The sequence below is a fragment of the Chelatococcus sp. GCM10030263 genome (genome assembly GCF_042666455.1).
Classification (GTDB): Bacteria; Pseudomonadota; Alphaproteobacteria; order Rhizobiales; family Beijerinckiaceae; genus Chelatococcus.
The window spans coordinates 619,933-643,212 of the sequence record NZ_JBHTDB010000016.1 but is presented as its reverse complement, the minus strand read 5'-3'; the positions used below and the strand labels follow the sequence as shown (position 1 = coordinate 643,212).

Annotated in this window: 22 protein-coding genes; 14 read left to right on the top strand and 8 right to left on the bottom strand. The window is 66.6% G+C overall.

Going from position 1 to position 23,280, the window contains the following annotated elements; translation table 11 throughout:
- Positions 1 to 2: 2 nt before the first annotated feature.
- From ACFQU1_RS25355 to ACFQU1_RS25335, 5 genes are all read left to right on the top strand, one after another.
- Positions 3 to 971, top strand: a complete 969-nt coding sequence (locus ACFQU1_RS25355) for a VWA domain-containing protein (RefSeq protein ID WP_378138033.1) — start codon at positions 3 to 5, stop codon at positions 969 to 971.
- On the top strand, positions 968 to 1,894 hold the full coding sequence (locus tag ACFQU1_RS25350; RefSeq protein ID WP_378138031.1) for a VWA domain-containing protein: 927 nt from the start codon (positions 968 to 970) through the stop codon (positions 1,892 to 1,894). The genes ACFQU1_RS25355 and ACFQU1_RS25350 overlap by 4 nt, the downstream gene beginning before the upstream one ends.
- The gene (locus tag ACFQU1_RS25345) at positions 1,891 to 2,739 is read left to right on the top strand and encodes a tetratricopeptide repeat protein (protein ID WP_378138029.1); all 849 of its coding nucleotides are present in this window, start codon (positions 1,891 to 1,893) and stop codon (positions 2,737 to 2,739) included. The genes ACFQU1_RS25350 and ACFQU1_RS25345 overlap by 4 nt, the downstream gene beginning before the upstream one ends.
- Positions 2,733 to 4,004: a hypothetical protein gene (locus tag ACFQU1_RS25340; RefSeq protein ID WP_378138027.1), complete on the top strand. Its 1,272-nt coding sequence runs from the start codon at positions 2,733 to 2,735 to the stop codon at positions 4,002 to 4,004. The genes ACFQU1_RS25345 and ACFQU1_RS25340 overlap by 7 nt, the downstream gene beginning before the upstream one ends.
- 80 nt (positions 4,005 to 4,084) lie before the next feature.
- On the top strand, positions 4,085 to 4,465 hold the full coding sequence (locus ACFQU1_RS25335) for a 4a-hydroxytetrahydrobiopterin dehydratase (RefSeq protein ID WP_378138025.1): 381 nt from the start codon (positions 4,085 to 4,087) through the stop codon (positions 4,463 to 4,465).
- Positions 4,466 to 4,475: 10 nt separating this feature from the next.
- Here the strand turns inward: ACFQU1_RS25335 and ACFQU1_RS25330 are convergent, their stop codons facing one another.
- The 4 genes from ACFQU1_RS25330 to ACFQU1_RS25315 are packed head-to-tail and all read right to left on the bottom strand — an operon-like array spanning position 4,476 to position 8,281.
- Positions 4,476 to 5,330, bottom strand: coding sequence for an aminotransferase class IV (locus ACFQU1_RS25330; RefSeq protein ID WP_378138023.1), 855 nt, complete (start codon positions 5,328 to 5,330; stop codon positions 4,476 to 4,478).
- Entirely contained in the window at positions 5,330 to 5,908 is a 579-nt protein-coding gene (locus tag ACFQU1_RS25325) for an anthranilate synthase component II (RefSeq protein WP_378138021.1), read from the bottom strand. Before ACFQU1_RS25325 ends, ACFQU1_RS25330 begins: the two co-directional genes overlap by 1 nt.
- On the bottom strand, positions 5,905 to 7,305 hold the full coding sequence (pabB, locus tag ACFQU1_RS25320) for an aminodeoxychorismate synthase component I (protein ID WP_378138019.1): 1,401 nt from the start codon (positions 7,303 to 7,305) through the stop codon (positions 5,905 to 5,907). Before pabB ends, ACFQU1_RS25325 begins: the two co-directional genes overlap by 4 nt.
- A gap of 49 nt (positions 7,306 to 7,354) precedes the next feature.
- Positions 7,355 to 8,281 carry a LysR family transcriptional regulator gene (locus ACFQU1_RS25315; protein WP_378138017.1) on the bottom strand — a complete coding sequence of 309 codons (927 nt, stop codon included), beginning with the start codon at positions 8,279 to 8,281 and terminating at the stop codon, positions 7,355 to 7,357.
- A 136-nt stretch (positions 8,282 to 8,417) separates the two neighbouring features.
- Here ACFQU1_RS25315 and ACFQU1_RS25310 point away from each other — a divergent pair, with 136 nt between their 5' ends.
- The 8 genes from ACFQU1_RS25310 to rpe all read left to right on the top strand — a co-directional run bounded on the left by ACFQU1_RS25310 (position 8,418) and on the right by rpe (position 17,520).
- The gene (locus ACFQU1_RS25310; protein ID WP_378138015.1) at positions 8,418 to 9,680 is read left to right on the top strand and encodes a class 1 fructose-1,6-bisphosphatase; all 1,263 of its coding nucleotides are present in this window, start codon (positions 8,418 to 8,420) and stop codon (positions 9,678 to 9,680) included.
- 10 nt (positions 9,681 to 9,690) lie between these two features.
- Positions 9,691 to 10,566 (top strand): phosphoribulokinase, encoded by an 876-nt coding sequence (locus ACFQU1_RS25305; RefSeq protein WP_378138013.1) that lies wholly within the window; start codon positions 9,691 to 9,693, stop codon positions 10,564 to 10,566.
- A 65-nt stretch (positions 10,567 to 10,631) separates the two neighbouring features.
- Positions 10,632 to 12,596, top strand: coding sequence for a transketolase (gene tkt / locus ACFQU1_RS25300; protein ID WP_378138378.1), 1,965 nt, complete (start codon positions 10,632 to 10,634; stop codon positions 12,594 to 12,596).
- A gap of 14 nt (positions 12,597 to 12,610) precedes the next feature.
- Entirely contained in the window at positions 12,611 to 13,690 is a 1,080-nt protein-coding gene (gene fba / locus ACFQU1_RS25295; protein ID WP_378138011.1) for a class II fructose-bisphosphate aldolase, read from the top strand.
- 206 nt (positions 13,691 to 13,896) lie between these two features.
- Positions 13,897 to 15,357 (top strand): form I ribulose bisphosphate carboxylase large subunit, encoded by a 1,461-nt coding sequence (locus ACFQU1_RS25290; protein ID WP_378138376.1) that lies wholly within the window; start codon positions 13,897 to 13,899, stop codon positions 15,355 to 15,357.
- Between the two features lie 36 nt (positions 15,358 to 15,393).
- Positions 15,394 to 15,819 carry a ribulose bisphosphate carboxylase small subunit gene (locus ACFQU1_RS25285; protein ID WP_378138009.1) on the top strand — a complete coding sequence of 142 codons (426 nt, stop codon included), beginning with the start codon at positions 15,394 to 15,396 and terminating at the stop codon, positions 15,817 to 15,819.
- 103 nt (positions 15,820 to 15,922) lie between these two features.
- Positions 15,923 to 16,849 (top strand): CbbX protein, encoded by a 927-nt coding sequence (cbbX, locus tag ACFQU1_RS25280; RefSeq protein WP_378138374.1) that lies wholly within the window; start codon positions 15,923 to 15,925, stop codon positions 16,847 to 16,849.
- Positions 16,846 to 17,520, top strand: a complete 675-nt coding sequence (gene rpe, locus ACFQU1_RS25275; protein ID WP_378138007.1) for a ribulose-phosphate 3-epimerase — start codon at positions 16,846 to 16,848, stop codon at positions 17,518 to 17,520. The genes cbbX and rpe overlap by 4 nt, the downstream gene beginning before the upstream one ends.
- 42 nt (positions 17,521 to 17,562) lie before the next feature.
- Here the strand turns inward: rpe and ACFQU1_RS25270 are convergent, their stop codons facing one another.
- From ACFQU1_RS25270 to ACFQU1_RS25255, 4 genes are all read right to left on the bottom strand, one after another.
- Positions 17,563 to 17,952, bottom strand: a complete 390-nt coding sequence (locus tag ACFQU1_RS25270; protein WP_378138005.1) for a c-type cytochrome — start codon at positions 17,950 to 17,952, stop codon at positions 17,563 to 17,565.
- Between the two features lie 212 nt (positions 17,953 to 18,164).
- Complete coding sequence (locus ACFQU1_RS25265; RefSeq protein ID WP_378138003.1) at positions 18,165 to 18,908, bottom strand: ABC transporter ATP-binding protein; 744 nt, start codon at positions 18,906 to 18,908, stop codon at positions 18,165 to 18,167.
- Positions 18,877 to 19,647 carry an ABC transporter permease gene (locus ACFQU1_RS25260; RefSeq protein WP_378138001.1) on the bottom strand — a complete coding sequence of 257 codons (771 nt, stop codon included), beginning with the start codon at positions 19,645 to 19,647 and terminating at the stop codon, positions 18,877 to 18,879. Before ACFQU1_RS25260 ends, ACFQU1_RS25265 begins: the two co-directional genes overlap by 32 nt.
- Complete coding sequence (locus ACFQU1_RS25255; RefSeq protein ID WP_378137999.1) at positions 19,637 to 20,638, bottom strand: ABC transporter substrate-binding protein; 1,002 nt, start codon at positions 20,636 to 20,638, stop codon at positions 19,637 to 19,639. The genes ACFQU1_RS25260 and ACFQU1_RS25255 overlap by 11 nt, the downstream gene beginning before the upstream one ends.
- Positions 20,639 to 21,387: 749 nt before the next feature.
- On the opposite strand from ACFQU1_RS25255, the gene xoxF5 reads away from it, so the two are divergent.
- Complete coding sequence (gene xoxF5 / locus ACFQU1_RS25250; protein WP_378137997.1) at positions 21,388 to 23,190, top strand: lanthanide-dependent methanol dehydrogenase XoxF5; 1,803 nt, start codon at positions 21,388 to 21,390, stop codon at positions 23,188 to 23,190.
- The last annotated feature ends 90 nt before the right edge of the window (positions 23,191 to 23,280 follow it).

The window sequence follows — 23,280 nt, the reverse complement described above, 5'->3', positions numbered from 1 at the left end:
GCATGTGGGATTTCGCGCTGCCGCTCGCCTTCCTGCTGCTGCCGCTGCCCTTTTTGGCAAAGCGCTTCCTGCCGGCGCGTCCGCGGGCGAGCGGCGCCTTGCGCGTGCCGGACGCCATCGCGACTCGCCTGGCGCATGAGGGCGGGCCGGGGCTCGCCGCGGCGGGAGCGGCCGGGCGGCAGCTTCTGCCGTGGGTGATCTGGGTGGCGCTCGTCGTGGCGCTCGCCGGGCCGCGCGTCGTTTTGCCCGCGCGCGCCTTGCCCGCATCCGGCCGCGACATCATTCTCGCCTTCGATCTCTCCGGCAGCATGCTGCGCGAGGATTTCGTCCTCGACGGCAAGACCGTGCAGCGGCTCGAGGCCGTCCGCCGGATCGGCGGGGACTTCATTCGCAGCCGGGCAGGGGATCGGGTCGGGCTCGTGGTCTTCGCCGAACAGGCCTATGTCGCGGCCGCTCCGACGTTCGACGTCGAGGCGGTAGCCCGGGCGCTCGGCGAGATCGAGATCGGGCTCGTGGGACGCTCGACCGGCATCGGCGACGGGCTGGGGCTCGCCTTGAAGCGGCTGCGCGACCTTCAGGCGAAGGGCGGCGTGATCATTCTGATGTCCGACGGCTCCAACAATGCCGGCCGCTCCGTGCCGGTCGAGGTTGCGCAGCTCGCCGGCAAGCTCGGCATTCGCGTTCACACCATCGCGCTCGGCGTGCGCGACACGTCGGATCCGGGCGACGATCCAGATCCCGTCGACGCCGCCACCTTGCAGACCATCGCGCAGGCGAGCGGTGGCACGGCCTTCCGCGTGCGCACCAGCGAGGATCTCGTGGCCGTCGGCCAGGCGATCAACGCTCTCGAAAAACGGGAGGGATTGGCGCCACCGGCCGAGGTGCGGCGAGAGCTCTGGGTCTATCCGGCCTCGCTCGCCTTTCTGGCGGCGCTCGCGCTCATGCTGTCCAACCGCGGCCGAGGCACATGATGCAGGAGGTGGGCTTCACGCTGCTGCGCCCATGGTGGCTTGCAGGCGTCATCGGCGCTCTCGTTCTCGGGCTTTTCCTGCGCCGCCGCGCGACGGCGCTCGGCGATTGGGAAAGGGCGGTTGACCCGCATCTCCTGGCCGCGATGACGCAGCTCGGCGCCATGGTCAAAGCCCATGGCCGCAAGGGCTGGGCCGCGGCGCTCTGCGCCGGTCTGGTCGCGCTCGCCTTGACGGGTCCAGCTTTGCAGCGGGACGATACCGACCGATTCCGCAATCTCGACGCCACCGTCATCGTCGTCGATCTCTCGCGCTCGCTGTCCGGGGGCGGCAATCTTACCGCGGCGCGTTTTGCGGCGCAGGCGGTGGCCGCCGCCGGCACGCGCCAGGTCGCCCTCGTGGTCTATGCGGGCGATGCCTTCCTCGCGAGCAACCTATCGTCGGACCGCGACGCGCTCGCCACCACCATTGCGGTGCTCGACGGCGAGACGGTGCCGGTGCCCGGCAGCCGCCCGGCCCGCGCCTTGGCGCTCGCCCGGGAGCTTTTGGAGCAGGCGGGGATCGTGGCCGGCGATGTCGTGCTGATCTCCGACGGCGGAGGCTTCGATACAGCGGCCCTGCGCGAGGTCGAGCGCCTGCGGGAGGACGGCCACCGGCTCGACACGATCTATGTGCCGACTGGGGATCTGCCGCCTGGAGCTCCGCGCCCGTCGCGAGCGACGCTCGACGCGGCTGCCGCCGAAACGGGCGGGGTGAGTGCTGATGTCGCCGATCCGATGCCGGTCGTCGCCCAGCTTTCCAGCGGCGCGGCAACCCGGCTCGCGGCCACGGACTATGTCGTGCTGGCGTGGGCGGATCTTGGCCGCTATCTCCTCGTCGTGAGCCTCCTTCCGGCGCTCCTTCTCTACCGACGGGGGGCGGCATGAAGCGCGCCGGTCTGATCGTGCTCGTCAGCCTGCTCGCCATAGCCGGCGGTCTGCTGGCGGACGGAACGGGCCAGGTGGGCCGGCTTCTTCTCTCGGCGGGATTTCCCGGCCTCTCGGCCGAGCTCATGGAGGCGCCGACCTGGCGTGGGGCGGCGCTCTACCAGGCCGGTCGCGGGCAGGAGGCGGCCGCCGCTTTCGCGGAGGCTGAAGGGCCTGGACACGATTACAACCTCGGCAATGCGCTGGCGCGGGCAGGGCGGCTCAGCGAGGCGCTGGCGGCCTATGACGCGGCGCTCGCTGCCGATCCCGACGACGACGATGCCCGCGCCAACCGCGCCCTCGTTGCTGCCCTCCTCGCCAAGACAGAAGAGTTCGGCACGAGCGACGGGTTGGCCGAAGGCGGCGCGTCGCTTGAGCGGCGCAGCCGGGGCGATAAGCCGTCCGACCAGAAAAGCGATACGACGGCGCAGGGCGACGGCGCGGCGGGCGATCGGGAGGCCGGTTCGGCGGCCGAGACGCCCGGCACCGGGCGGGTGGCGCGCACCGGTCAGGCGCAGCGCCAGAGCAGCGAGAGCGGCGATGGCAGCGCACGCGGCTCGGCGAGCGATGCCGCCGGGGCAGGGCGCACCGGCGAGGGCAATGCGAGCGTCGCGCGCCTCGGGGCGACGGCACCTTTCCAGCCCTTGCCGAAGAGCTTCGGAACGCAGAAGATCGACGCCACCGAACAATGGCTCGCCACCTTGAGGGATGATCCCGGCGCCTTCCTCAAGCTCAGGATGGCGCACGAGCAGACGAAGCGGGAGGCGGCCGGCACGGCCGTCCCGCCGGGAGATGATCCATGGTGAAGGCTCGGCCGATCCTCTGCAGCGCCGTCATTGCGGTGCTCCTGGCGTGTCTGCCTGTCCCGGCTCTCGCGGTCGTCGCCGAGGCCGATCCCGCCAATGCCCGCCTGCAGATATCGGTGGAGACGCCGAAAGACAGCGTCTACCCCCGAGAAATGGTGCTGCTGAGGATCCGTGGCGCCTACCGCACGCAGATGGGCTATGAGCATGTGGAACAGCCGGAGCTGCGTGATTTCACCTGGTTCCAGCTCGGCCGCGATCGTTGGTTCCCTTCGGATCTCGACGGCTTCCAGGCGCGGGGCTTCGAGCGTCGCATCGCCCTCTTTCCGCAGCGGAGCGGACGCCTCGACATCAGTCCCTTCATCCATCATCTGATGCTCCCCGGTTCGGAGCGCGACGAGATCACGGTGACATCGAATGCCACCACGCTCGACGTCGCGCCGCTGCCGGCGCAAGCGGGCGACTGGTGGCTGCCGGCGCGCTCCGTCACGGTGACCGACCAGTGGGACCCAGCCCCGGAGACGCTTCAGCCCGGCGGCATCGCCCAGCGCACCGTCACCATCGAAGCGGTCGGCGTGAATGCCGAACAACTGCCCCCGCAGCCGAGGCTGAGCGCGCCCAAGGCCGTCATCTTTCCCGGACAGGGGGAGCGCGAGACGCGCATCGGCTCGGATGGACCTGTCGGGCGTGCGGTCTATCGGTGGGAGGTGCGGCCGATCCTGCCGCATCTGATCCTGGATGAGGTGGAGATCCCCTGGTTCGACACCGTCCAACGCACGATGCGCACCGCCATCCTGCCGGCGCGTCGCCTGGCATGGGGTGCGGGAAGCGAGGAGAATCTAGCTGTCGAGGCATCCGCCGCGAGCCATAGCCGGCTGCTGGTGGGGGCCGGTATCGCGGCCTTCATCGCCGGCCTCGTGGTCATGTTCGCGGGTACCACGCCCTCAGAATTCCGGGCACGGCTGCCACGCCGGGCGCCGCCGCAGCTCAAGGCGATGCGGGCGGCGGCGCGCCGCGGCGATCAGCCCGCCTTCCGCCGCGCGGTGAGTGCGCTGGCGCGCGACGATCGCGATGCTGCGCGCCACTGGATGCAGGAACCCGAGGTGGCCGGGGGCCTCGCGCGCCTCGATGCGCGGCTCTTTGCCGGGGTTGCCACCGAGGCGGAGCCGGACCTCAGGGCGCTCGCCCGCGCCATCGAACAGGCCTGGCGGCGATCGCGGAAGGCGGAGATGCCCGAACCTGCCGGGCTCGCACCGCTCGACGGCTGATGCATCGACCCGCGGGGGGCTTTCCGGTTGTCACGCAACAGCCCTAGGCTGGTAGCACGAGAATTGAAGGACACCGCATCATGAGCGACGTCAAAGAGACCGCCTTTTCCGAAACGGAAGTGACGGAGCGGCTCGCCCGCGAACTGCCGCGCTGGCGGCTGGATGGCGGCTGGATCCGCCGCACCTACAAGACGAACAGCTGGAAGGGCACGTTGATGGTCATCAATGCGGTCGGCCATCTGGCCGAGGCCGCCTGGCACCATCCGGACCTCACCGCCTCCTATGCCTGGGTCGAGGTGCGCCTCATGACCCATACCGCCAAGGGCATCACCGAGAAGGACTTCGCGCTGGCGAAGAAGATCGAGGAGGTGATCCAGTGGCAGCCCGCCAAGGAAGGCGGCGCCCTCGAAGGCACGCCCACGGGTGACCAGCGCTTCGCCTATGTCAAATACGACACCTGAGCGGCCGGGCTCACGAGCCCTTCGCGAATGGGTCGAAACCGCAGGCGCGGGCAAGCGCCTCGCGCAGCGCCTGCGAGAGCGCATCGATCACAGTATGGTGCCGGATCGCCGTGCCGTCGATGGCGCTGACCGGCGCCAGGAGGCGGACGCTGTTCGTGGCGAAGACCGCCTCGGCCTCGCCGAGCTCTTTCGGCGCGAGTGAGCGCTCGGCAACCGCAAGGCCGAGCCCCGGCGCGAGCGCGAGAATGAGCTTGCGCGTGACACCCGGCAGCACGCCGTCGTCTACGGGCGGCGTAACGAGCCTGCCGTCGAGGAGCGCGAAGAGATTGGCCATGCTCGTCGAGGCGACGTGGCCGGCGGTGTTCAGGATGAGCGCATCCTCGCCGCCCTTTGCGGCGGCTTCTTCGAGCGCCAGCACATTATCGAGATAGGCGAGCGTCTTCATCGTCGAGACCGGTGAGAACGGGTTGCGGCGCAGCGTAACCAGCGCAAGCCGCAGCGGACTGAAGGCGATCTCCGGCCGCCACGGAGCGATGGTGGCGAGGACCGTCGGTCTCGCATCCGCCGGCACCCGCAGGCCGCGTTGGCCGGGCCCGCGCGTCACGGTGAGGCGGACCACGCCGGTGCGGTTCTCGGCGCCGGCGGCGACTGCCGCGACGGCAGTTTCCAGCACGGCACGGTCTAGAGGAAGCGCGAGGCGCGCGGCGCCCGCCTCCATCCGGTCGAGATGGTCGGCCAGACAGAGCGCCACGCCATTGACGGCAAGGATCGTCTCGAAGAGCCCGTCGGCGAGAAGGAGCCCGCGGTCGCGAAGATCGAAAGGCGCGACCGGTCCGTCGTGGATCTCTCCATTAAGCCAGAGCATTAGCCGCGCTCCTTCGTCAGGCGCAGGAAATTGGCGAGAAGGTCGTGGCCCTGGGCGGTCAGCACCGATTCCGGGTGGAACTGCACGCCATAGGTCGGCGCCTCACGATGGGCGAGGGCCATGATCTCGCCGTCCTCGGAACGGGCGGTGACCGCGAGCGGCCCATCCGGATTGTCGATCTCGACGATCAGCGAATGATAGCGTCCGGCGCGCAGCGGATTCGGCAATCCCGCGAAGAGGCCAGCCGCGTCGTGCCGGATCTCCGAGGCGCGGCCGTGCATGGGGTGCTGCGCCCGCACGACCCGGCCGCCGAAGGCCTCGCCGATACATTGGTGGCCGAGGCAGATGCCGAGGATCGGCAGGCGGCCGGTGAGCGCGCGGATGACGTCGAGCGAAACGCCCGCCTGCGCCGGCGCGCAGGGGCCGGGCGAGAGAACGACCGCCCGGGGGCCGAGCGCCAGAAGGCCGGCCACATCGACCGCATCGTTGCGCAGCACGATCGTCTCCTCGCCGAGCTCGCGGAGATAGCGGGCGACGTTGAAGACGAAGGAATCGTAATTGTCGATAATGGCGATCATGACGCACCAGCGCCCGCGAAGGCCTCGAAGATCCGCGAGGCCTTTGCAAGCGTTTCCTCATATTCCGCTTCAGGATCCGAGAGGGCCGTGATGCCGCCGCCGGCCTGGAACACGGCGCGGCCCTCCTTCATCAGCACGGTGCGGATGGCGATGTTCACGTCCGCCTGGCCGTTGAAGCCGAGAAAGCCGATGCTGCCGCAATAGACGCCGCGCGCCTCGCGCTCGATGGCGCTGATGATCTCCATGGCCCTGACCTTCGGCGCGCCGGTGATGGAGCCGCCGGGGAAAGCACCGCGCAGAAGGTCCACCGCCGTCCGGCCCGCTTCGAGCTGCCCCGTCACCACGGAGACGAGATGGTGGACGGAGGCGTAGGATTCGATCCCGCAGAGAACGGGCGTCTCCACCGTATGCGGCCGGCATGTACGCGAGAGATCGTTGCGCAGCAGGTCGACGATCATCAGGTTTTCCGCCCGGTCCTTCTCAGAGGCGAGAAGCTCGGCCTTGCGCGTTTCGTCCTCGGCCGGATCAGGAGAGCGGCGGACAGTGCCCTTGATCGGGCGTGTTTCGACCCTGTCACCCGCCACCTTGAGAAAGCGCTCCGGCGAGCTCGACGCGATGGTGAAATCACCGCCGTCGAGAAAGGCGGCGAAGGTCGCCGCATTCACGCGTCGCAGATGCTTGTAGAAGCGCCAAGCGTCGAAGCCGGCCGGCAGCTCCGCCGCAAAGCGCTGGGCGATATTGGCCTGGAAGATGTCGCCGGCGAGGATGTAGTCGATCACCTGCTGCACGGCCGCTTCATAGGCCGGCCGTGTGAAATTCGACTGCCATCGCTCGGGCAGAATCGAGGGCAGGCCGCCCCTGTCCTCGATGCGGTCTGGCTGGGCGAGATGGTCGAGGAAGGCCTCGGCGCGCGCTGCGGCGCGCTGGGCGCGGGCTGCGGCGTTCTCCTCCGGCCAGCCCGTGGAAATCAGAACGGCGCGGTCTTCCACGTGATCGAAGGCAAGGACCACGTCGTAGAAGTTGAGGCACGCCTGGGGCAGGGGCCTTGCCCAGGGTTCCGCGACAGGCGGGAGCTTCTCGATCAGCCGGTTGAAGTCATAGGCGACGAATCCGGCTGCCCCGCCTTGGAAGGGCGGGAGATCGGGGCGATGCTCTTGGCCATATCGCGCGATCAGCCCGCCGAGCAGGGCGAGCGGCTCGCCCGCGATCTCCCCACCGTTCCAGCGCGCGCCACCGTCCGTGACGACGAAGCTGCCGAAGGGGTCCGCCGCGACATAGGAATAACCGCCGAGCGCCGGGTGGCGCATGGCGCTGTCGAGAAAGGTGAGGCCCGGCAGCCGGCGGAGGCGTTCTGCCGCCGTGACGGCATCCATGCCGGCAATTTCGCGGATGTTCATGACGCTAATGTCGTGGCGATGATGCCGCTGTCAAACGGGGCGCTCGCCGTTACCGCCGCGGAGCGATCTGCGGCAGGAAATTCACGCCCTCCTCGGCGAGAAAATGCCGCACGGCGTCCATGGCCGGCATGAGGCGGCGCTGCTTTAGATGCACCACATACCACTGCCGCACGACGGGTAGACCGACAACCTTTAGCGCCGCGAGCCGGCCGTTGGCGACCTCCGCCTCCACGGTATGGCCTGAGATGAAGGATAGCCCGAGCCCGGCGATGACGGCCTGTTTGATCGTCTCGTTCGATCCGATCTGCATGCCGATCTGCGGTCTCACGCCGGCCTGCGCGAAGAAGCGCTCCATCAGGCTGCGGGTGCCGCTGCCAGGCTCGCGGACCAGAAATGTCTCCTCCGCCAAGACCTTGGGTGGGATCTGGCCGCGCCCGGCAAGCGGATGATCGACCGGCGCGATGACGACATGGGGGTGGTCGCCGATGACGGTCGCCTCGACCTCGAGTTCCTCGGGAGGCCGTCCCATGATGGCGACGTCAAGGTCGTAGTGCTTGAGCCCGGCGATGATGTCGGCGCGATTGCCGACCGTGAGCCGCAGCTCGATTCGCGGCTTCTTGCGCGCGAAGGCCGCAACCGCCCGCGGCGCAAAATATTTCGCGGTGCTGACGATGCCGACCGAGACCGTGCCGTGTTCGGCGCCGGCAAGCCCCGCGAGCACCGCGCTGCATTCGGCGAGCGACGCCTCGATGCGCTCTATGGTCGCAAGCAACTCCTCGCCTGCGGTGGTCGGGCGGGTGCCGGCCGGCGAGCGCTCCAGGAGCGGCAGACCCGCCTGTTCCTGCAGGAGCTGCATTTGCAGCGTCACGGCCGGCGGCGACACATTGAGCACCTGCGCGGCGCCGGCCATGGAGCCGGTGCGCACCACGGCGGCGAAGACGCGAAGCTGCTTCAGGGTGACGTTGCGCGCAATCATGCGATTCAGAATAGCTGAATCCCGACATAACGAAATTCAAATTTACTTAGGATCACTGCTTCGCCGAAGATGGCTCAACAGGGCTCGAGTCCGAGCCGGCGGGGATCAGATCCCGTCAGAATCACGGAGGAGCGTCATGGCGGCCGTTCGCCTGGAAGATCTGCTGGAAGGCGTGTCGCTGCGCGGTGGCAAGACCGGCGAGGCCGTTGCCAGGACGATTGCAGCCCTCGCCGAGGCAGGCCGGGACATCGCCGAACTGATCGCGGACGGGCCGCTCGCCGGGGATCTCGCGGCCCACCGTGCCGACAGCGCTCATGGCGATACCCAGAAGGAGCTCGATCTCCGGACCGATGCCATCGTGCGCGAGGCCCTTCGGACCGCGCCTGTGGCGGTCATGGCCTCCGAAGAAATGGACGACCCGCTTCCGTTGCGGCCGGGTGCGCCGCTGGCGGTCGCCATCGATCCGCTCGACGGCTCGTCCAATATCGACACCAATGCGCCCGTCGGAACCATTTTCTCCATCCTGCCGATGCCCGAAAGGGACAGGAATCAATCACCATTCAGCTCCGAGCGAGCCGTCGATAAAGCCCATACCACCTCCCCCTCGAGGGGGGAGGTCGGTCGGCGCAGCCGACCGGGAGGGGGTGAGCAGGGCTGCCAGCCAAACGCCACCCCACCCCGGCTCGCTGGCGGCTCGCCGACCCTCCCCCTCAAGGGGAGGGTGGAGCTCCCGCAGCACGCGGCGAATGGTGATAGCGCCACAGGGCACCTGCTCGCACCGTTCTTTCAGGGCGGCGGTGCGCAGCTGGCGGCCGGCTTCCTCATCTACGGGCCGCAGGTGGCGCTCGTGCTCAGCGTCGGCGAGGGGACACAGATCTTCACGCTCGATCGCAAGCGCGGCGCCTTCCTTCTCACCGCCCACCGCCTGCGCGTGCCGCCGACGACGCGCGAATATGCCATCAATGGCTCCAACGAACGCCACTGGGACGAGGCGGTTCGTCTTTACGTCGAGGACTGCCGCCTTGGCAGCGCCGGGCCGCGTGGCGTCGATTTCAACACGCGCTGGATCGCGTCGATGGTGGCGGAGGCCTTCCGCATCCTCATGCGCGGCGGCATCTATCTCTACCCGGGAGATGCGCGCCAAGGCTACGGGCAGGGCCGTCTTAGGCTGATCTATGAAGCCAATCCCATCGCCTTCCTGCTGGAACAGGCCGGCGGGGCCGCCACCAACGGCGCGGAACGCATCCTCGACCTGCAGCCGACCTCGCTGCACCAGCGGGTGCCCCTCGTCTTCGGCTCGCGCGAAGAGGTCGCGCGCGTCGCCCGCTACCACACCGATCCGATGTCGCTTGCCGCGCGCTCGCCGCTATTCGGCAGCCGCAGCCTGTTCCGCGCGTGAGGGCCGGCCGATGTCCGTGAAGCACCCCATCATTTCCGTCACCGGTTCGTCGGGCGCGGGTACCACCTCGGTGCGCGACACCTTCGAGGTCATCTTCCGGCGGGAGAAGATCACCGCCGCTTTCATCGAGGGCGATGCCTTCCACCGTTACGACCGGGCGGAGATGAAGCAGAAGATGGCCGAGGAAACCGAGGCCGGAAACCGCCATTTCAGCCACTTCGGGCTGGAAGGGAATCTTCTTTCCGAGCTCGAGGCCACCTTCGCCGAATATGCCGACCGCGGCACCGGGCGCACGCGCCACTACGTCCATGACACTGTGGAGGCGGAGCGTTTCGGCTTCCCGCCCGGCACATTCACGCCCTGGGAGCCCTTTCCGGACCACACCGACCTTCTCTTCTACGAAGGTCTGCACGGAGCCATGAAAGCCGACGGCGTCGATACGGCCCGCTACCCGGACGTGAAGATCGGCGTCGTTCCGGTGATCAATCTGGAGTGGATCCAGAAGATTCACCGCGACCGCTCGACCCGCGGCTATTCCACGGAAGCCGTGATGGACACCATCCTGCGGCGGATGCCGGACTATGTGCACTACATCTGCCCGCAGTTCACGCAGACCGACATCAATTTCCAGCGGGTGCCGACGGTCGATACGTCCAACCCCTTCATCGCCCGGTGGATTCCCACCCCCGACGAGTCGATGGTCGTCATCCGCTTCCGCAATCCGCGCGGCATCGACTTCCCCTATCTGCTGTCGATGATCCACGGCAGCTTCATGTCGCGGGCCAATTCCATCGTGATCCCGGGCGGCAAGCTCGACCTCGCGATGCAGCTCATTCTCACCCCGATCATTCTCCAGCTCATCGAGCGCAAGAGGAGGGCTTCATGACCGCCTCTCTCTCCAACGCTGCATTGCGGCCCGCGCCGGCCGCGCAGGCGGTGACCGAGCGCGACATGGCCAATGCCGTCCGCGCCCTTGCCATGGATGCGGTCGAGAAGGCCAAATCCGGCCATCCCGGCATGCCCATGGGCATGGCCGATGTGGCAACCGTGCTCTTCACGCGCTTTCTCAATTTCGACCCGGCGGATCCCGCCTGGCCCGACCGCGATCGCTTCGTGCTCTCGGCCGGGCACGGCTCCATGCTGCTCTATGCCTTGCTCTATCTCACCGGCTATCCCGGCATGTCGCTGGAGGAGCTGAAGAATTTCCGGCAATGGGGGGCAGCGACCCCCGGCCACCCGGAATATGGCCACACACCCGGCGTCGAGACGACCACCGGCCCCCTGGGCCAGGGGCTCGCCGCCGCCATCGGCATGGCGCTGGCGGAGCGCCTCATGGCGGCCCGCTTCGGCGAACGGCTCGTCAACCACCACACCTATGTCCTCACCGGCGACGGCTGCCTCATGGAGGGCATCAGCCACGAGGCGATATCGCTCGCGGGCCATCTCAAGCTCAACAAGCTGATCGTCCTCTTCGACGACAACGGCATCTCGATCGACGGATCGACCAGGCTCTCCTGTTCCGACGACCAGCTCATGCGCTTTGCCGCCTCCGGCTGGGCGGTCACGCGGGTCGACGGCCATGATCCCAATGCCGTGGCGGCGGCGATCGAGGCCGCGCGGCGCTCCGACAGGCCGTCGTTCATCGCCTGCCGCACGGTCATCGGCTATGGCGCGCCCAATCGCCAGGGCACGGAAAAGGTGCACGGGGCGCCGCTCGGCGCCGACGAAGTCGCCGCAGCCCGTGAGCAGCTCGGCTGGCCGCATCCGCCTTTCGTCGTGCCGGATGACGTGCTCGCGGCCTGGCGTCGGGCCGGCATGCGCGGCAGCGCGGCGCGCCGGCTGTGGCAGGCGCGCCTCGAGGAGAGCGATGGCGCCATCCGCGAGTCCTTCGTCGATACGGTGCGCGGCCATGTGCCGGAGAGTGCCTGGACGGCCCTGGACCAGATTCGCGAGCGCTTCCTGGCGGAGGCGCCGAAGATCGCCACCCGGCAGGCCTCGCAGAAGGTGATCGATGCGCTCGCCCCGGCGATGCCGAACCTCCTCGGCGGCTCTGCAGATCTGACACATTCGAACCTGACCCAGGCGAAGAGCCAGACGCCGGTCGGGCGCGGCGATTTCGCCGGTGCTTATGTCCACTACGGCATCCGCGAGCACGGCATGGCCGCGGCCATGAACGGGATTGCGCTTCACGGCGGCTTCGTGCCTTACGGCGGCACCTTCCTCGTCTTTTCCGACTACTCGCGGCCGGCGATCCGGCTCGCGGCCCTCATGGGTCTGCGCGTCATCCACGTGATGACCCACGATTCGATCGGCCTTGGCGAGGACGGCCCCACGCATCAGCCGGTCGAGCATCTGGCGAGCCTCAGGGCCATTCCGAATCTCCTGGTCTTTCGGCCGGCGGATGCGGTCGAGACCGCCGAGGCCTGGGCCGCCGCGCTCGCGGCCGAAAACCGCCCCTCGGTGCTGTGTCTGACCCGCCAGGGCTTGCCGACCCTGTCCCGTGCAGGCGTGAGCGGGGGTGTGGGGGAGGGCGCCTATGTGCTGCGTGAGCCCGAAGGCGGGCGGGACGTGACGCTGATCGCCACCGGCTCGGAGGTCTCGCTCGCCCTAGAGGCAGCCGATCTCCTCGCCGCAGAGAACATCCGCGCGGCCGTAGTCTCGGCGCCCTGTTTGGCGCTCTTCCGGGCTCAGCCGCAGGACTATCGCCGCATGGTGCTCGGAACGGCCCCGCGCATCGGCGTAGAGGCGGCGGTCGAGGGCGACTGGGCGAAGCTCCTCGGCGCCGACGGCATCTTCATCGGCATGACCGGCTTCGGCGCCTCCGCGCCGGCCGACGTGCTCTTTGAGAAATTCGGGATCACCCGCGAGGCGGTCGCCGAGGCAGCGCGACGCCTCGTCGGACGCAGCAAGGATTGAGAAGGAGAGACGCGATGGCCCGCATCACGCTGCGGCAACTTCTCGACCACGCCGCCGAGCACGGCTACGGCGTGCCGGCCTTCAACATCAACAATATGGAGCAGGTTCTCGCCATCATGGCAGCGGCCGAGGAGGTGGATGCCCCGGTGATCCTGCAGGCCTCACGCGGCGCGCGCTCCTACGCCGGCGACGTCATGCTGGAGAAGATGGTGGAGGCGGCAGAGGCCATGCATCCGACCATCCCGATCTGCCTGCACCAGGACCACGGCAACGACGAGGCGACCTGCTTCTCCGCCATCCAGCACGGCTTTACCAGCGTGATGATGGACGGCTCCTTGATGGCCGACGCCAAGACCCCGGCGAGCTACGACTACAATGTCGATATCACCCGCCGCGTCACGGCGATGGCGCATCAGCTCGGCGTCTCCGTGGAAGGCGAGCTCGGCGTGCTCGGTTCGCTCGAAACGGGCCAGGGCGAGGCCGAAGACGACCACGGCGCGGAGGGGGTTCTCTCCCATGACGAGCTTCTGACCGACCCGGACCAGGCGGTGGAGTTCGTCCGCGCCACCAAGGTCGATGCGCTCACCATCGCCATGGGCACGTCGCACGGCGCCTACAAATTCTCGCGCAAGCCCGACGGAGAGATCCTCGCCATGCATGTGGTGAAGGCCATCAACGAGCGCCTGCCCGGCGTCCACCTCGTGATGCACGGCTCTTCGTCCGTGCCGGAGGCGCTGCAGGAGCGCTTCAATCGCTTCGGCGGCGAGATGCCGAAGACCTGGGGCGTGCCGGTCGAGGAAATCCAGCTCGGCATCCGCCACGGCGTGCGCAAGGTCAATATCGACACCGACTGCCGGCTCGCGATGGCCGCCGAGATCCGCCGCATCGCCAGCGAGAAGCCTGGCGAATTCGACCCGCGGAAGTTCCTGCAGCCGTCCATGGACGAGCTGAAGAAGCTCTGCCGGGAGCGTTACGAGCAGTTCGGCACCGCCGGGCAGGCGGCGACGATCAAGGTCGTGTCGCTCGCCGACATGGCCAAGCGATACCGAAGCGGCGCGCTCGACCCCGCCATCGCGGTGAGCCGCGCCGCTTGATGATGAACTAGCGACGCTCCGCCTCGATCCCTCCCGCAGGTGAGGGTGGATCGGCCCAGAGGCCGAGACGGTGGGGCACGCAATACGCGCCCGGACCCAGCTTTCCGCTCACGCGGAGAACCCTCGCCTGCGGGGAGGATCCCGGTTGCCTGTTTCAGATACGACCAGCTCCCGAGGAGAGCACCATGAATGCGAATGTACAGACCATGGACACCAAGGCGGCGACGGTGCGCGGCAAGGACCGCTACAAGGCCGGCGTGCTCGAATATCGCAAGATGGGCTACTGGGAGCCCGACTACGACCCGAAGGACACGGACGTCATCGCCCTCTTCCGGGTGACGCCGCAGGACGGGGTCGACCCGATCGAGGCCGCCGCCGCCGTCGCCGGTGAGAGCTCGACCGCCACCTGGACGGTGGTGTGGACGGACCGGCTGACCGCCTGCGAGAAGTATCGCGCGAAGTGCTACCGGGTCGATCCCGTGCCGAACGCGCCCGGCTCCTACTTCGCCTATATCGCCTATGACCTCGACCTGTTCGAACCGGGCTCGATCGCCAATCTCTCGGCCTCGATCATCGGCAATGTCTTCGGCTTCAAGCCGCTGAAGGCGCTGCGGCTCGAGGACATGCGTTTCCCCGTGGCCTATGTGAAGACCTATGACGGCCCGCCGACAGGCATCGTCGTGGAGCGCGAGCGCCTCGACAAGTTCGGCCGGCCGCTCCTCGGCGCGACGGTGAAGCCGAAGCTCGGGCTCTCCGGCCGCAACTACGGCCGGGTCGTCTACGAGGCGCTGAAGGGCGGGCTCGACTTCACCAAGGACGACGAGAACATCAACTCGCAGCCCTTCATGCATTGGCGCGACCGCTTCCTCTACTGCATGGAGGCGGTGAACCGCGCGCAGGCAGCGACCGGCGAGGTGAAGGGCACCTATCTCAATGTCACCGCCGGCACCATGGAGGACATGTACGAGCGCGCCGAATTCGCCAAGGAGCTCGGCTCTGCCATCATCATGATCGACCTCGTGATCGGCTACACGGCCATCCAATCCATGGGCAAATGGGCGCGCAGGAACGACATGATCCTGCACCTCCATCGCGCCGGCCACGGCACCTATACCCGCCAGAAGACGCATGGTGTGTCGTTCCGCGTGATCGCGAAATGGATGCGGCTCGCCGGTGTCGACCATATCCATGCGGGGACCGTCGTCGGCAAGCTCGAAGGCGACCCCAACACGACGCGGGGCTACTACGACATCTGTCGCGAGGACTTCAATCCGCAGCGGCTGGAGAACGGCATCTTCTTCGACCAGCAGTGGGCGTCCTTGCGCAAGGTGATGCCGGTCGCCTCGGGCGGCATCCATGCCGGGCAGATGCATCAGCTTCTCGACCTGCTCGGCGAGGATGTGGTGCTGCAGTTCGGCGGCGGCACGATCGGCCATCCGCTCGGCATCCAGGCCGGCGCGACGGCCAACCGCGTGGCGCTCGAAGCTATGATTCTGGCCCGCAACGAGGGGCGGAACATCGCCAAGGAAGGCCCGGACATCCTCCAGGTCGCGGCCAAGCACTGCCTGCCGCTGCGTCAGGCGCTCGATATCTGGAAGGACGTGACCTTCGACTACGCCTCGACGGATTCGCCCGACTTCGTGCCGACCGCCAGCGTGGCGGTCTGAGAGGTCACGACCGGGACACTACTAAGGATCACCACTATGCGCATCACTCAAGGTTGTTTCTCATTTTTGCCGGATCTCACCGACGATCAGATCCGTTCGCAAGTTCAATACTGCATCGACAATGGCTGGGCCGTGAACATCGAGTTCACGGATGATCCCCACCCCCGCAATACATTTTGGGAGATGTGGGGCCTGCCGATGTTCGAGATTCGCGACGCGGCAGCGGTCATGATGGAGCTTGCCGAGTGCCGGCGCGTCTACGGAGACCGCTACATCAGGCTCTCCGGATTCGACGCGAGCCATGGCTGGGAATCGCTCCGGATCTCCTTCCTCGTCAACCGCCCGCAGGAGGAGCCGGGCTTCAGCCTCTCCCGTCAGGAGGTGGACGGCCGAAAGATCCGCTACACCACCCATTCCTATGCCGCCGAGCGTCCGGAAGGGCAGCGTTACACGCCGGCGTGAGCGTTCCTCCCTGCCGGCCGCATGTGAGACGGCCGGCCACTTGATCCGGCGCCGGAGGGCGCCGGATTTTTTCCCCGGAGGCAGGGATTCGACCATGACAGCCATGACCGATCAGGCGCCAGTTCAGCTGGCCAGCATCGATTTGCGCGAGGAACTCGCCGAACTCGGCATCGAGGAGGTGCTCGGCCGTCTCGACGAGGAGCTCGTCGGCCTGAAGCCCGTGAAAACGCGCATTCGCGAGATTGCCGCGCTCCTGCTCGTGGAGCGCGCGCGGCGCAAGCTCGGCCTCGCCAGCGAGCCGCCCACCTTGCACATGTCCTTCACCGGCAATCCCGGCACCGGCAAGACGACCGTCGCGCTGAGAATGGCCGACATCCTGCACCGGCTCGGCTTCGTCCGCCGTGGCCATCTCGTTTCGGTGACACGCGACGACCTCGTCGGCCAATATATCGGCCACACCGCGCCCAAGACGAAGGAGATCCTGAAAAAGGCCATGGGCGGCGTGCTCTTCATCGATGAGGCCTACTATCTCTACCGGCCCGAGAACGAGCGCGACTATGGCCAGGAGGCGATCGAAATCCTGCTGCAGGTCATGGAGAGCCAGCGCGACGATCTCGTCGTCATCCTCGCCGGCTATGCCGACCGCATGGAGCGGTTCTTCACGTCCAATCCGGGCTTTCGTTCGCGCATCGCCCACCACGTCGATTTTCCCGATTACGACAATGGCGAGCTTCTTCACATCGGCGAGAAGATCCTGGCCAACCAGAACTACCGCCTCAGCGCCGCGGCGCGAGAGGCCTTGACGCGCTATATCGGCGCCCGCCGGGAGCAGCCGCATTTTGCCAATGCCCGCTCCATCCGCAACGCCCTCGACCGCGCGCGGCTGAGACAAGCCAATCGCCTCGTCGGCGACCTCAAGGGCCGGGTGGTGACGGCCGAGGAACTCACGACGATCGAGCCGGAGGACATTCTGGCCAGCCGCGTCTTCCGCGAGGTGAAGGAGAGCCAGCTGCAGGAGCTTCGGGCATGACCCTGCCGCTTGTTGCCCCGTCGATCCTGGCGGCCGACTTCTCGCGCCTGGCGGAGGAGGTGAGGGCGATCGATAGAGCCGGCGCCGACTGGATCCATCTCGACGTGATGGATGGGCATTTTGTGCCCAACATCACCTTCGGGCCGGATGTCGTGCGGGCGCTCAGGCCGCATACGACAAAGCTCTTCGACGTCCATCTGATGATCGCGCCCGCGGACTCCTATCTGGAGGCCTTCGCCAAGGCGGGCGCAGAGCTCATCACCGTCCATGCGGAGGCCGGTCCCCATCTCGACCGCTCGCTGCAGGCAATCCGTGCGCTCGGAATCAAGGCGGGCGTCGCGCTCTGCCCGGCGACACCCGAGAGCGTGATCGAGCATGTCATCGACAAGCTCGATCTCGTGCTCGTCATGACGGTCAATCCCGGTTTCGGCGGGCAGGCCTTCATTCCCGCTCAGCTCGAAAAGATCCGGCGCCTGCGCGCCATGATCGGCGGAAGGCCCATCCACCTGCAAGTAGACGGCGGCGTCACGGCCGAAACGGCGCGGGTCTGCGTGGCGGCTGGAGCCGACGTGCTCGTGGCGGGATCAGCCGTGTTCAAAGGCGCGGCCACGGCCTATACGGCCAATATCGCGGCGTTGCGCGGATCCACGGCGGACGGCGCCGTCGCGTGAGCGGCGGACCGGCCGAAGCCGATCCGCCTGCCGATGCATGGCTTACGGCGTCTTCTTCTTGCCGTCTGGACCGAACTGCTCAAGGTAAGCGATGACGTTCTTGACGTCCTGGTCCTTGGGAAAGCCGGGGAAGATCATCTTCGTGCCGGGAATCATCTTCTTGGGATTGTGCAGCCATTCCGTGAGCTTGGCCTCATCCCAGTTGAAGTCTGCCCCGGACAGGCCTTTTGAATAGGAATAGCCCTCGACGGACGCGGCCTTGCGGCCGACGACGCCGTTGAGCTCCGGCCCGAGGACGTTTTTCGCGTTCTCGCCGATCTGGTGGCAGGCCTTGCATCGCAAGAAGAGCTTTTCGCCCGCCGCAGCGTCTTGCGCTTGGGCTGGAGCCGCGAGCGCAAACAGGGCCAGGGTCGCGAAAACCATATGCTTCATGTCATTCTTCTCCTTGGAACATAGATCTGTCCGCAGCACCGCGCCGTGAGTCGCACGACCTGCGGGAATTCGGGTTCTCCTCCCCGGTTTCTTTGGGCTGATTGCCCGCTCGTCCCGATAACCACCTATCATTGTGGCGCGGAAGAAAAACGCGTCCGATGGCCGCGCATCCACGGGCGGACGATGAGGACCCTTTGCATCACCCCATGCCGTCATTGCGCCACCACGCTTGGAAACTGCGCAGCCAGCTTGCCGCGCCAGCTTTCGATCCACGCGCCGGAGCGCTGCTCGCGCGTCTCCCCGAGGCGCGTCTCCCCGAGCACGCGCGCCGGGCGGGGCGTCAGGAAGATGAGCCGGTCGGCGAGCTCGAGCGCCTCGCGGAGATTGTGCGTGACCATGAGCACGGTCACGCCGGACGGCGCGATGGACGCGACCAGCACGGACCGCAGCTCCGCCGCGGCATGGTCGTCGAGGGAGACGAAGGGCTCGTCGAGCACCAGTAGCTCAGGTTCCACCGCCAGCGCCCGGGCGAGCGAGGCGCGGCGGGCGAGCCCGAGCGAGAGTTCGCCGGGGTATTGGCCGCGCCATTCCGAGAGACCGAGCGCCTCGAACAGCGAGTCGAGCGATTTCTCGCGACTGCCGGCGGGGAGTGCCAGGCGCACGTTTTGCTCGACCGAGCGCCAGGGCAGCAGCCGAGGTTCCTGAAAGGCGATGCCGATGGTGAGCGCATCCGGTGAGGGGCGAATATGACCCTCGAAATCGCGATCGAGCCCGAGCAGGATGCGTAAGGTCGTCGTCTTGCCGCAGCCCGACGGCCCGATCATGCAGGTGAAGGAGCCCGGCTCCAGCGTGAAAGCGAGATCGCGCACCGCCTCCACCTCCGCCCCGTCGGGCCGGCGATAGCGCTTGCGGGTGATCGCAATTTCAAGCGGTTGCGAGACGCCAGCGCCGGACATGGTTCTCGATGGGTTGCAGGACGAAGAATTCGATGGCGAGCATCACCGCGGCAAAGGCCACCGCATAGCCGATGACCGCCCGGACATCGAACAGCTGGAAATAGAGCGATATGGCGTAGCCGACACCGTTCGGCCGGCCGAGCAGTTCGACGACCAGCACGATCTTCCACACGAGCCCGAGGCCCGAGCGGCTCGCGGCCGCGACATAGGGGGCGAGTTGCGGCACGGCGACATGGAGCAACCAGGTGATCCGGGAGAAGCGATAAGCGCGGCTCATTTCGTCGAGGCCGGGGTCGAGCGATCGCGCGCCCTCGCGCAAGGTGACCGCCGTGTTCGGCATCTTGTTGAGCGCAACCGCCAGGATGGCGGCGGCATCGTTGAGCCCCAGCCAGATATAACAGAGCACGGTGATGACGAGCGCCGGCGTGTTGAGCAGCACGAGCACCCAGGGGCCGAAGGCACGGTCCGCGCCGCGCGAACGCCCCAGCGCCACCCCGATCGCCGATCCGACCGCCATCGCAATGGTGAAGGATGCGGCCACGCGCCAGAGCGTGATCCCCACATTGCTGATGAGATCGCCGCGTCGGGTCTCTTCGGCAATGAAGCCGGCGATCTCCAGCGGGGACGGCAGAACGCGCGATGCGGCGATCATCGCTCCGATCTGCCAGACGGCGATGAACGCGACGACCGATCCGAGCTGCAGGCCGATGCCCGTGGCGCGCGACGGACTACGGTCCATCCGCCCGTCCTTCCCAGTAGAGCCCGGCGGGCAAGCTCTTCGCCGGCCCGATGAGGCGATCGCCGCCGAGATCGGCGAGAACCGCATAGACCCGCGCCGCATCCGCCTGCTCTTCGGCCATGGGGCGGCTGGGGATGCCCTCGATGAAACCACGCCGCATCGCCGCGAAGGTGTCGTCGTCGTCGACGCGCATGAGCGGGCGGACGCCGTCCCAAGCCGCGTCGGATCTCGCCAAGAGCTGCTTGGCCTGGGCCGAAGCGGCGGCGAAAGCCTCCAGAGCCTGCGCCCGCCGCGCGACGAAATCCTCGCTAAAGATGTAGCCCAGAAGCGCCACTTGCCCCTGGGCGCCGAAGGCGGTGGTGAGACGGTCGACCCCGATCAGTTTGCGAAAACCCGCGGGCTCCAGTCTTGCACAATAATTCCAGTAGAGGAGCGCCGCATCGAATTCGCCCGACCGCAGCTTTTCGGCGAGCAGGGGAGGGGCGCCGAAGACCGGATCGGCGCTCGATGCGAGATCGATCTTTGCCTCGCGTTTGGCATAGGCCTGCAGCAGCAGCCAGCTCTTGTCGAGCGCTCCCCCGGCAACGCCGATCTTCTTGCCCGCCAGGTCGGCGACGCCGGTTATGGATGAAGCCGGCGGCACCATGAGCGCGCCTTCGCTTGCCGAAAAGGGCAGATAGACTACCTTCATCCCTTCGGCACGTAGCCGCGCCGCCAGGAGCAGATCGGTAACGATGGTGTCGACATTTCCCGCCTGGAAGGCAATGCGCGCCGCTTCGTTCGAGGCGAGCGGGACGGCCTCGACGCGGATGCCGTGCTCGGCATCGAGACCATTCTTCCGAATCGCCTCGATCTCCCAACTCACCGTGCCGAACTGAAGGACGCCGACCTTGATCCCGATGGGCGAGGCCGCGCGGGCCCGGCCCGACCCGGCAAAGGCCAGCCCGGCGCCGAACAGGAGCATGTCCCGTCGCGTCAGCAGTGGCGTCATCCTCACCAATCGTTGCTCCGCTCTGGATCGACCGCCTCTTGACCGGGCGCTTGGCGGTCCTTGCCCGCTGGCTGGTGTCGCGCGGCTAGCGGTCCCACCCCGGCATCTGCCTCCCGCTGCTGCCGATGAGTCATCGTCGGAATCAAATGGACCAATGACGACTCCATCAAGCGCGTGGACCTTCAGAACTTGAGTGTGACCGCACGCCTGAGGGCGACGGAACTCACGCGTCAAATTCGCTCCGCGCGCTCGGCTAACACCGTGAACGCGAAGGGATGATGGGCTGGATTAGAAGAGCTTTCAACAACTCATAATTCTTCATAAGATAATAATATGAAGACTGCCGCTCGGTCTCCGTTGACGTGGTTCTAACCTTCAGCTGCGCTGTATCCGGGCGGAGGTTGATCAATTACGGTTAATGGCGCGATTTTGTTGCGACGCAAACAGTTATCGGGCTTCATGCTGCAATTGCGAAGTAAAAGATAACGCGAGATGGATATTGCGTAAGCCGCAGACTTTGCCTAGCATCTCGGTAATCTTCGGCTTCAACGGCTCCGCACGGGGAAAGCGGGGTTCGGTTCGTAGGCCAGCGCGACGCCAGTCGCCGCATGGCTTAAAGGGCGCAAACGCCGGTCGTGACACGCTGCCGAAGAGAAGCGGTGTCCCCAAGGCGAAAAGAGCGGGTGCTAGTTGTGCCATGACGTCGGTTGTCCGGCGTGGGGCGCTATACCCATTCGGAGGAAGCCCTGATGAAAAAGACCGGACTGTGGGCTGCTCTGTCATTGGTCGTTGCCTGGGCCTTGCCCGCGCACGCCAATGACGAGCTGCAGAAGATGATTCAAGACCCAAACCAATGGGTCATCCAGACAGGGGATTACGCCAACACACGTTATTCGAAGCTTGACCAGATCAACGCCAGCAACGTCGGCAAGCTCACGCCGACCTGGACGTTTTCGACCGGCGTTCTTCGTGGCCATGAAGGCTCACCGCTGGTCATCGGCGATGTAATGTATGTCCATACGCCGTTCCCGAACATCGTCTACGCGCTCGATCTTAACGACGACGGCCGTATCATCTGGAAGTACGAGCCCCGTCAGGATCCGAGCGTCATTCCCGTCATGTGCTGCGACACGGTCAATCGCGGCCTCGCCTATGCGGACGGGATGGTCTTCCTGCATCAGGCTGATACCACGCTGGTGGCTCTCGACGCCAAGACGGGCAAAGTCGCCTGGACGGTGGTCAATGGCGATCCCAAGAAGGGTGAGACGAACACGGCCACCGTGCTGCCGGTGAAGGACAAGCTCCTCGTCGGCATCTCTGGCGGTGAATATGGCGTGCGCTGTCACGTGACGGCCTACGACATCAAGACCGGCAAACGCATCTGGCGCGCTTATTCGACAGGGCCCGACAGTGAACTCCTCATCGATCCCGAGAAAACGACCGAGCTCGGAAAGCCGATCGGCAAGGATTCCTCGCTGAAGACCTGGCAGGGCGACCAGTGGCAGACCGGCGGCGGCTGCACCTGGGGCTGGTATTCCTACGATCCGCAGCAGAACCTGGTTTATTACGGCACTGGCAACCCGTCGACCTGGAACCCGAAGCAGCGCCCGGGCGACAACAAGTGGTCGATGACGATCTTCGCACGTGACCCCGACACGGGCATGGCGAAGTGGGTCTACCAGATGACCCCCCATGACGAGTGGGACTACGACGGCGTCAACGAAATGATGCTGGTCGACCAGGAAATCCAGGGCCAGCAGCGTCCCTTGCTGGTTCATTTCGATCGTAACGGCTTCGGCTATACACTCGACCGCGCGACCGGCGAATTGCTCGTCGCCGAAAAATACGATCCTGCTGTCAACTGGGCCAGCAAGGTCGATATGGACAAGAACAGCAAGACCTATGGCCGGCCGATCGTCGATGCCAAGTATTCAACCGAGCAGAACGGCGAAGACGTGAATACGAAGGGCATTTGCCCGGCGGCTCTCGGCACCAAGGACCAGCAGCCTGCGTCCTTCTCGCCCAAGACCGGCCTGTTCTACGTGCCGACGAATCACGTCTGCATGGACTACGAGCCGTTCCGCGTGAGCTATACACCGGGGCAGCCCTATGTCGGTGCCACGCTTTCCATGTATGCCGCGCCTGGCGGCAACGGCAACATGGGTAACTTCATCGCGTGGGACGCGCGTGAGGGCAAGATCGTCTGGTCGCTTCCGGAGAGGTTCTCCGTGTGGTCCGGCGCTCTGGCGACCGCGGGTGACATCGTCTTCTACGGCACTCTCGAGGGCTATCTGAAGGCGGTCGATGCCAAGACGGGCAAGGAACTCTACAAGTTCAAGACTCCGTCGGGCATCATCGGCAACGTCATGACCTACACGCACAAGGGCAAGCAGTATGTTGCTGTCCTCTCGGGTGTTGGCGGCTGGGCCGGCATCGGTCTCGCGGCAGGCTTGACGGATCCCAACGCCGGTCTCGGCGCGGTGGGCGGCTATGCTGCTCTGAACGACTACACTGCTCTGGGGGGGCAGCTGACGGTCTTCGCCATCCCGTGACGGCCGTGTGAGCCCGCAAGTTCTGGCGGGACCGCGAGATGGCCAGCGCGAAGCGCGCTTCGCGCTGGCCTCTTTGTGATCCAGGCTGAA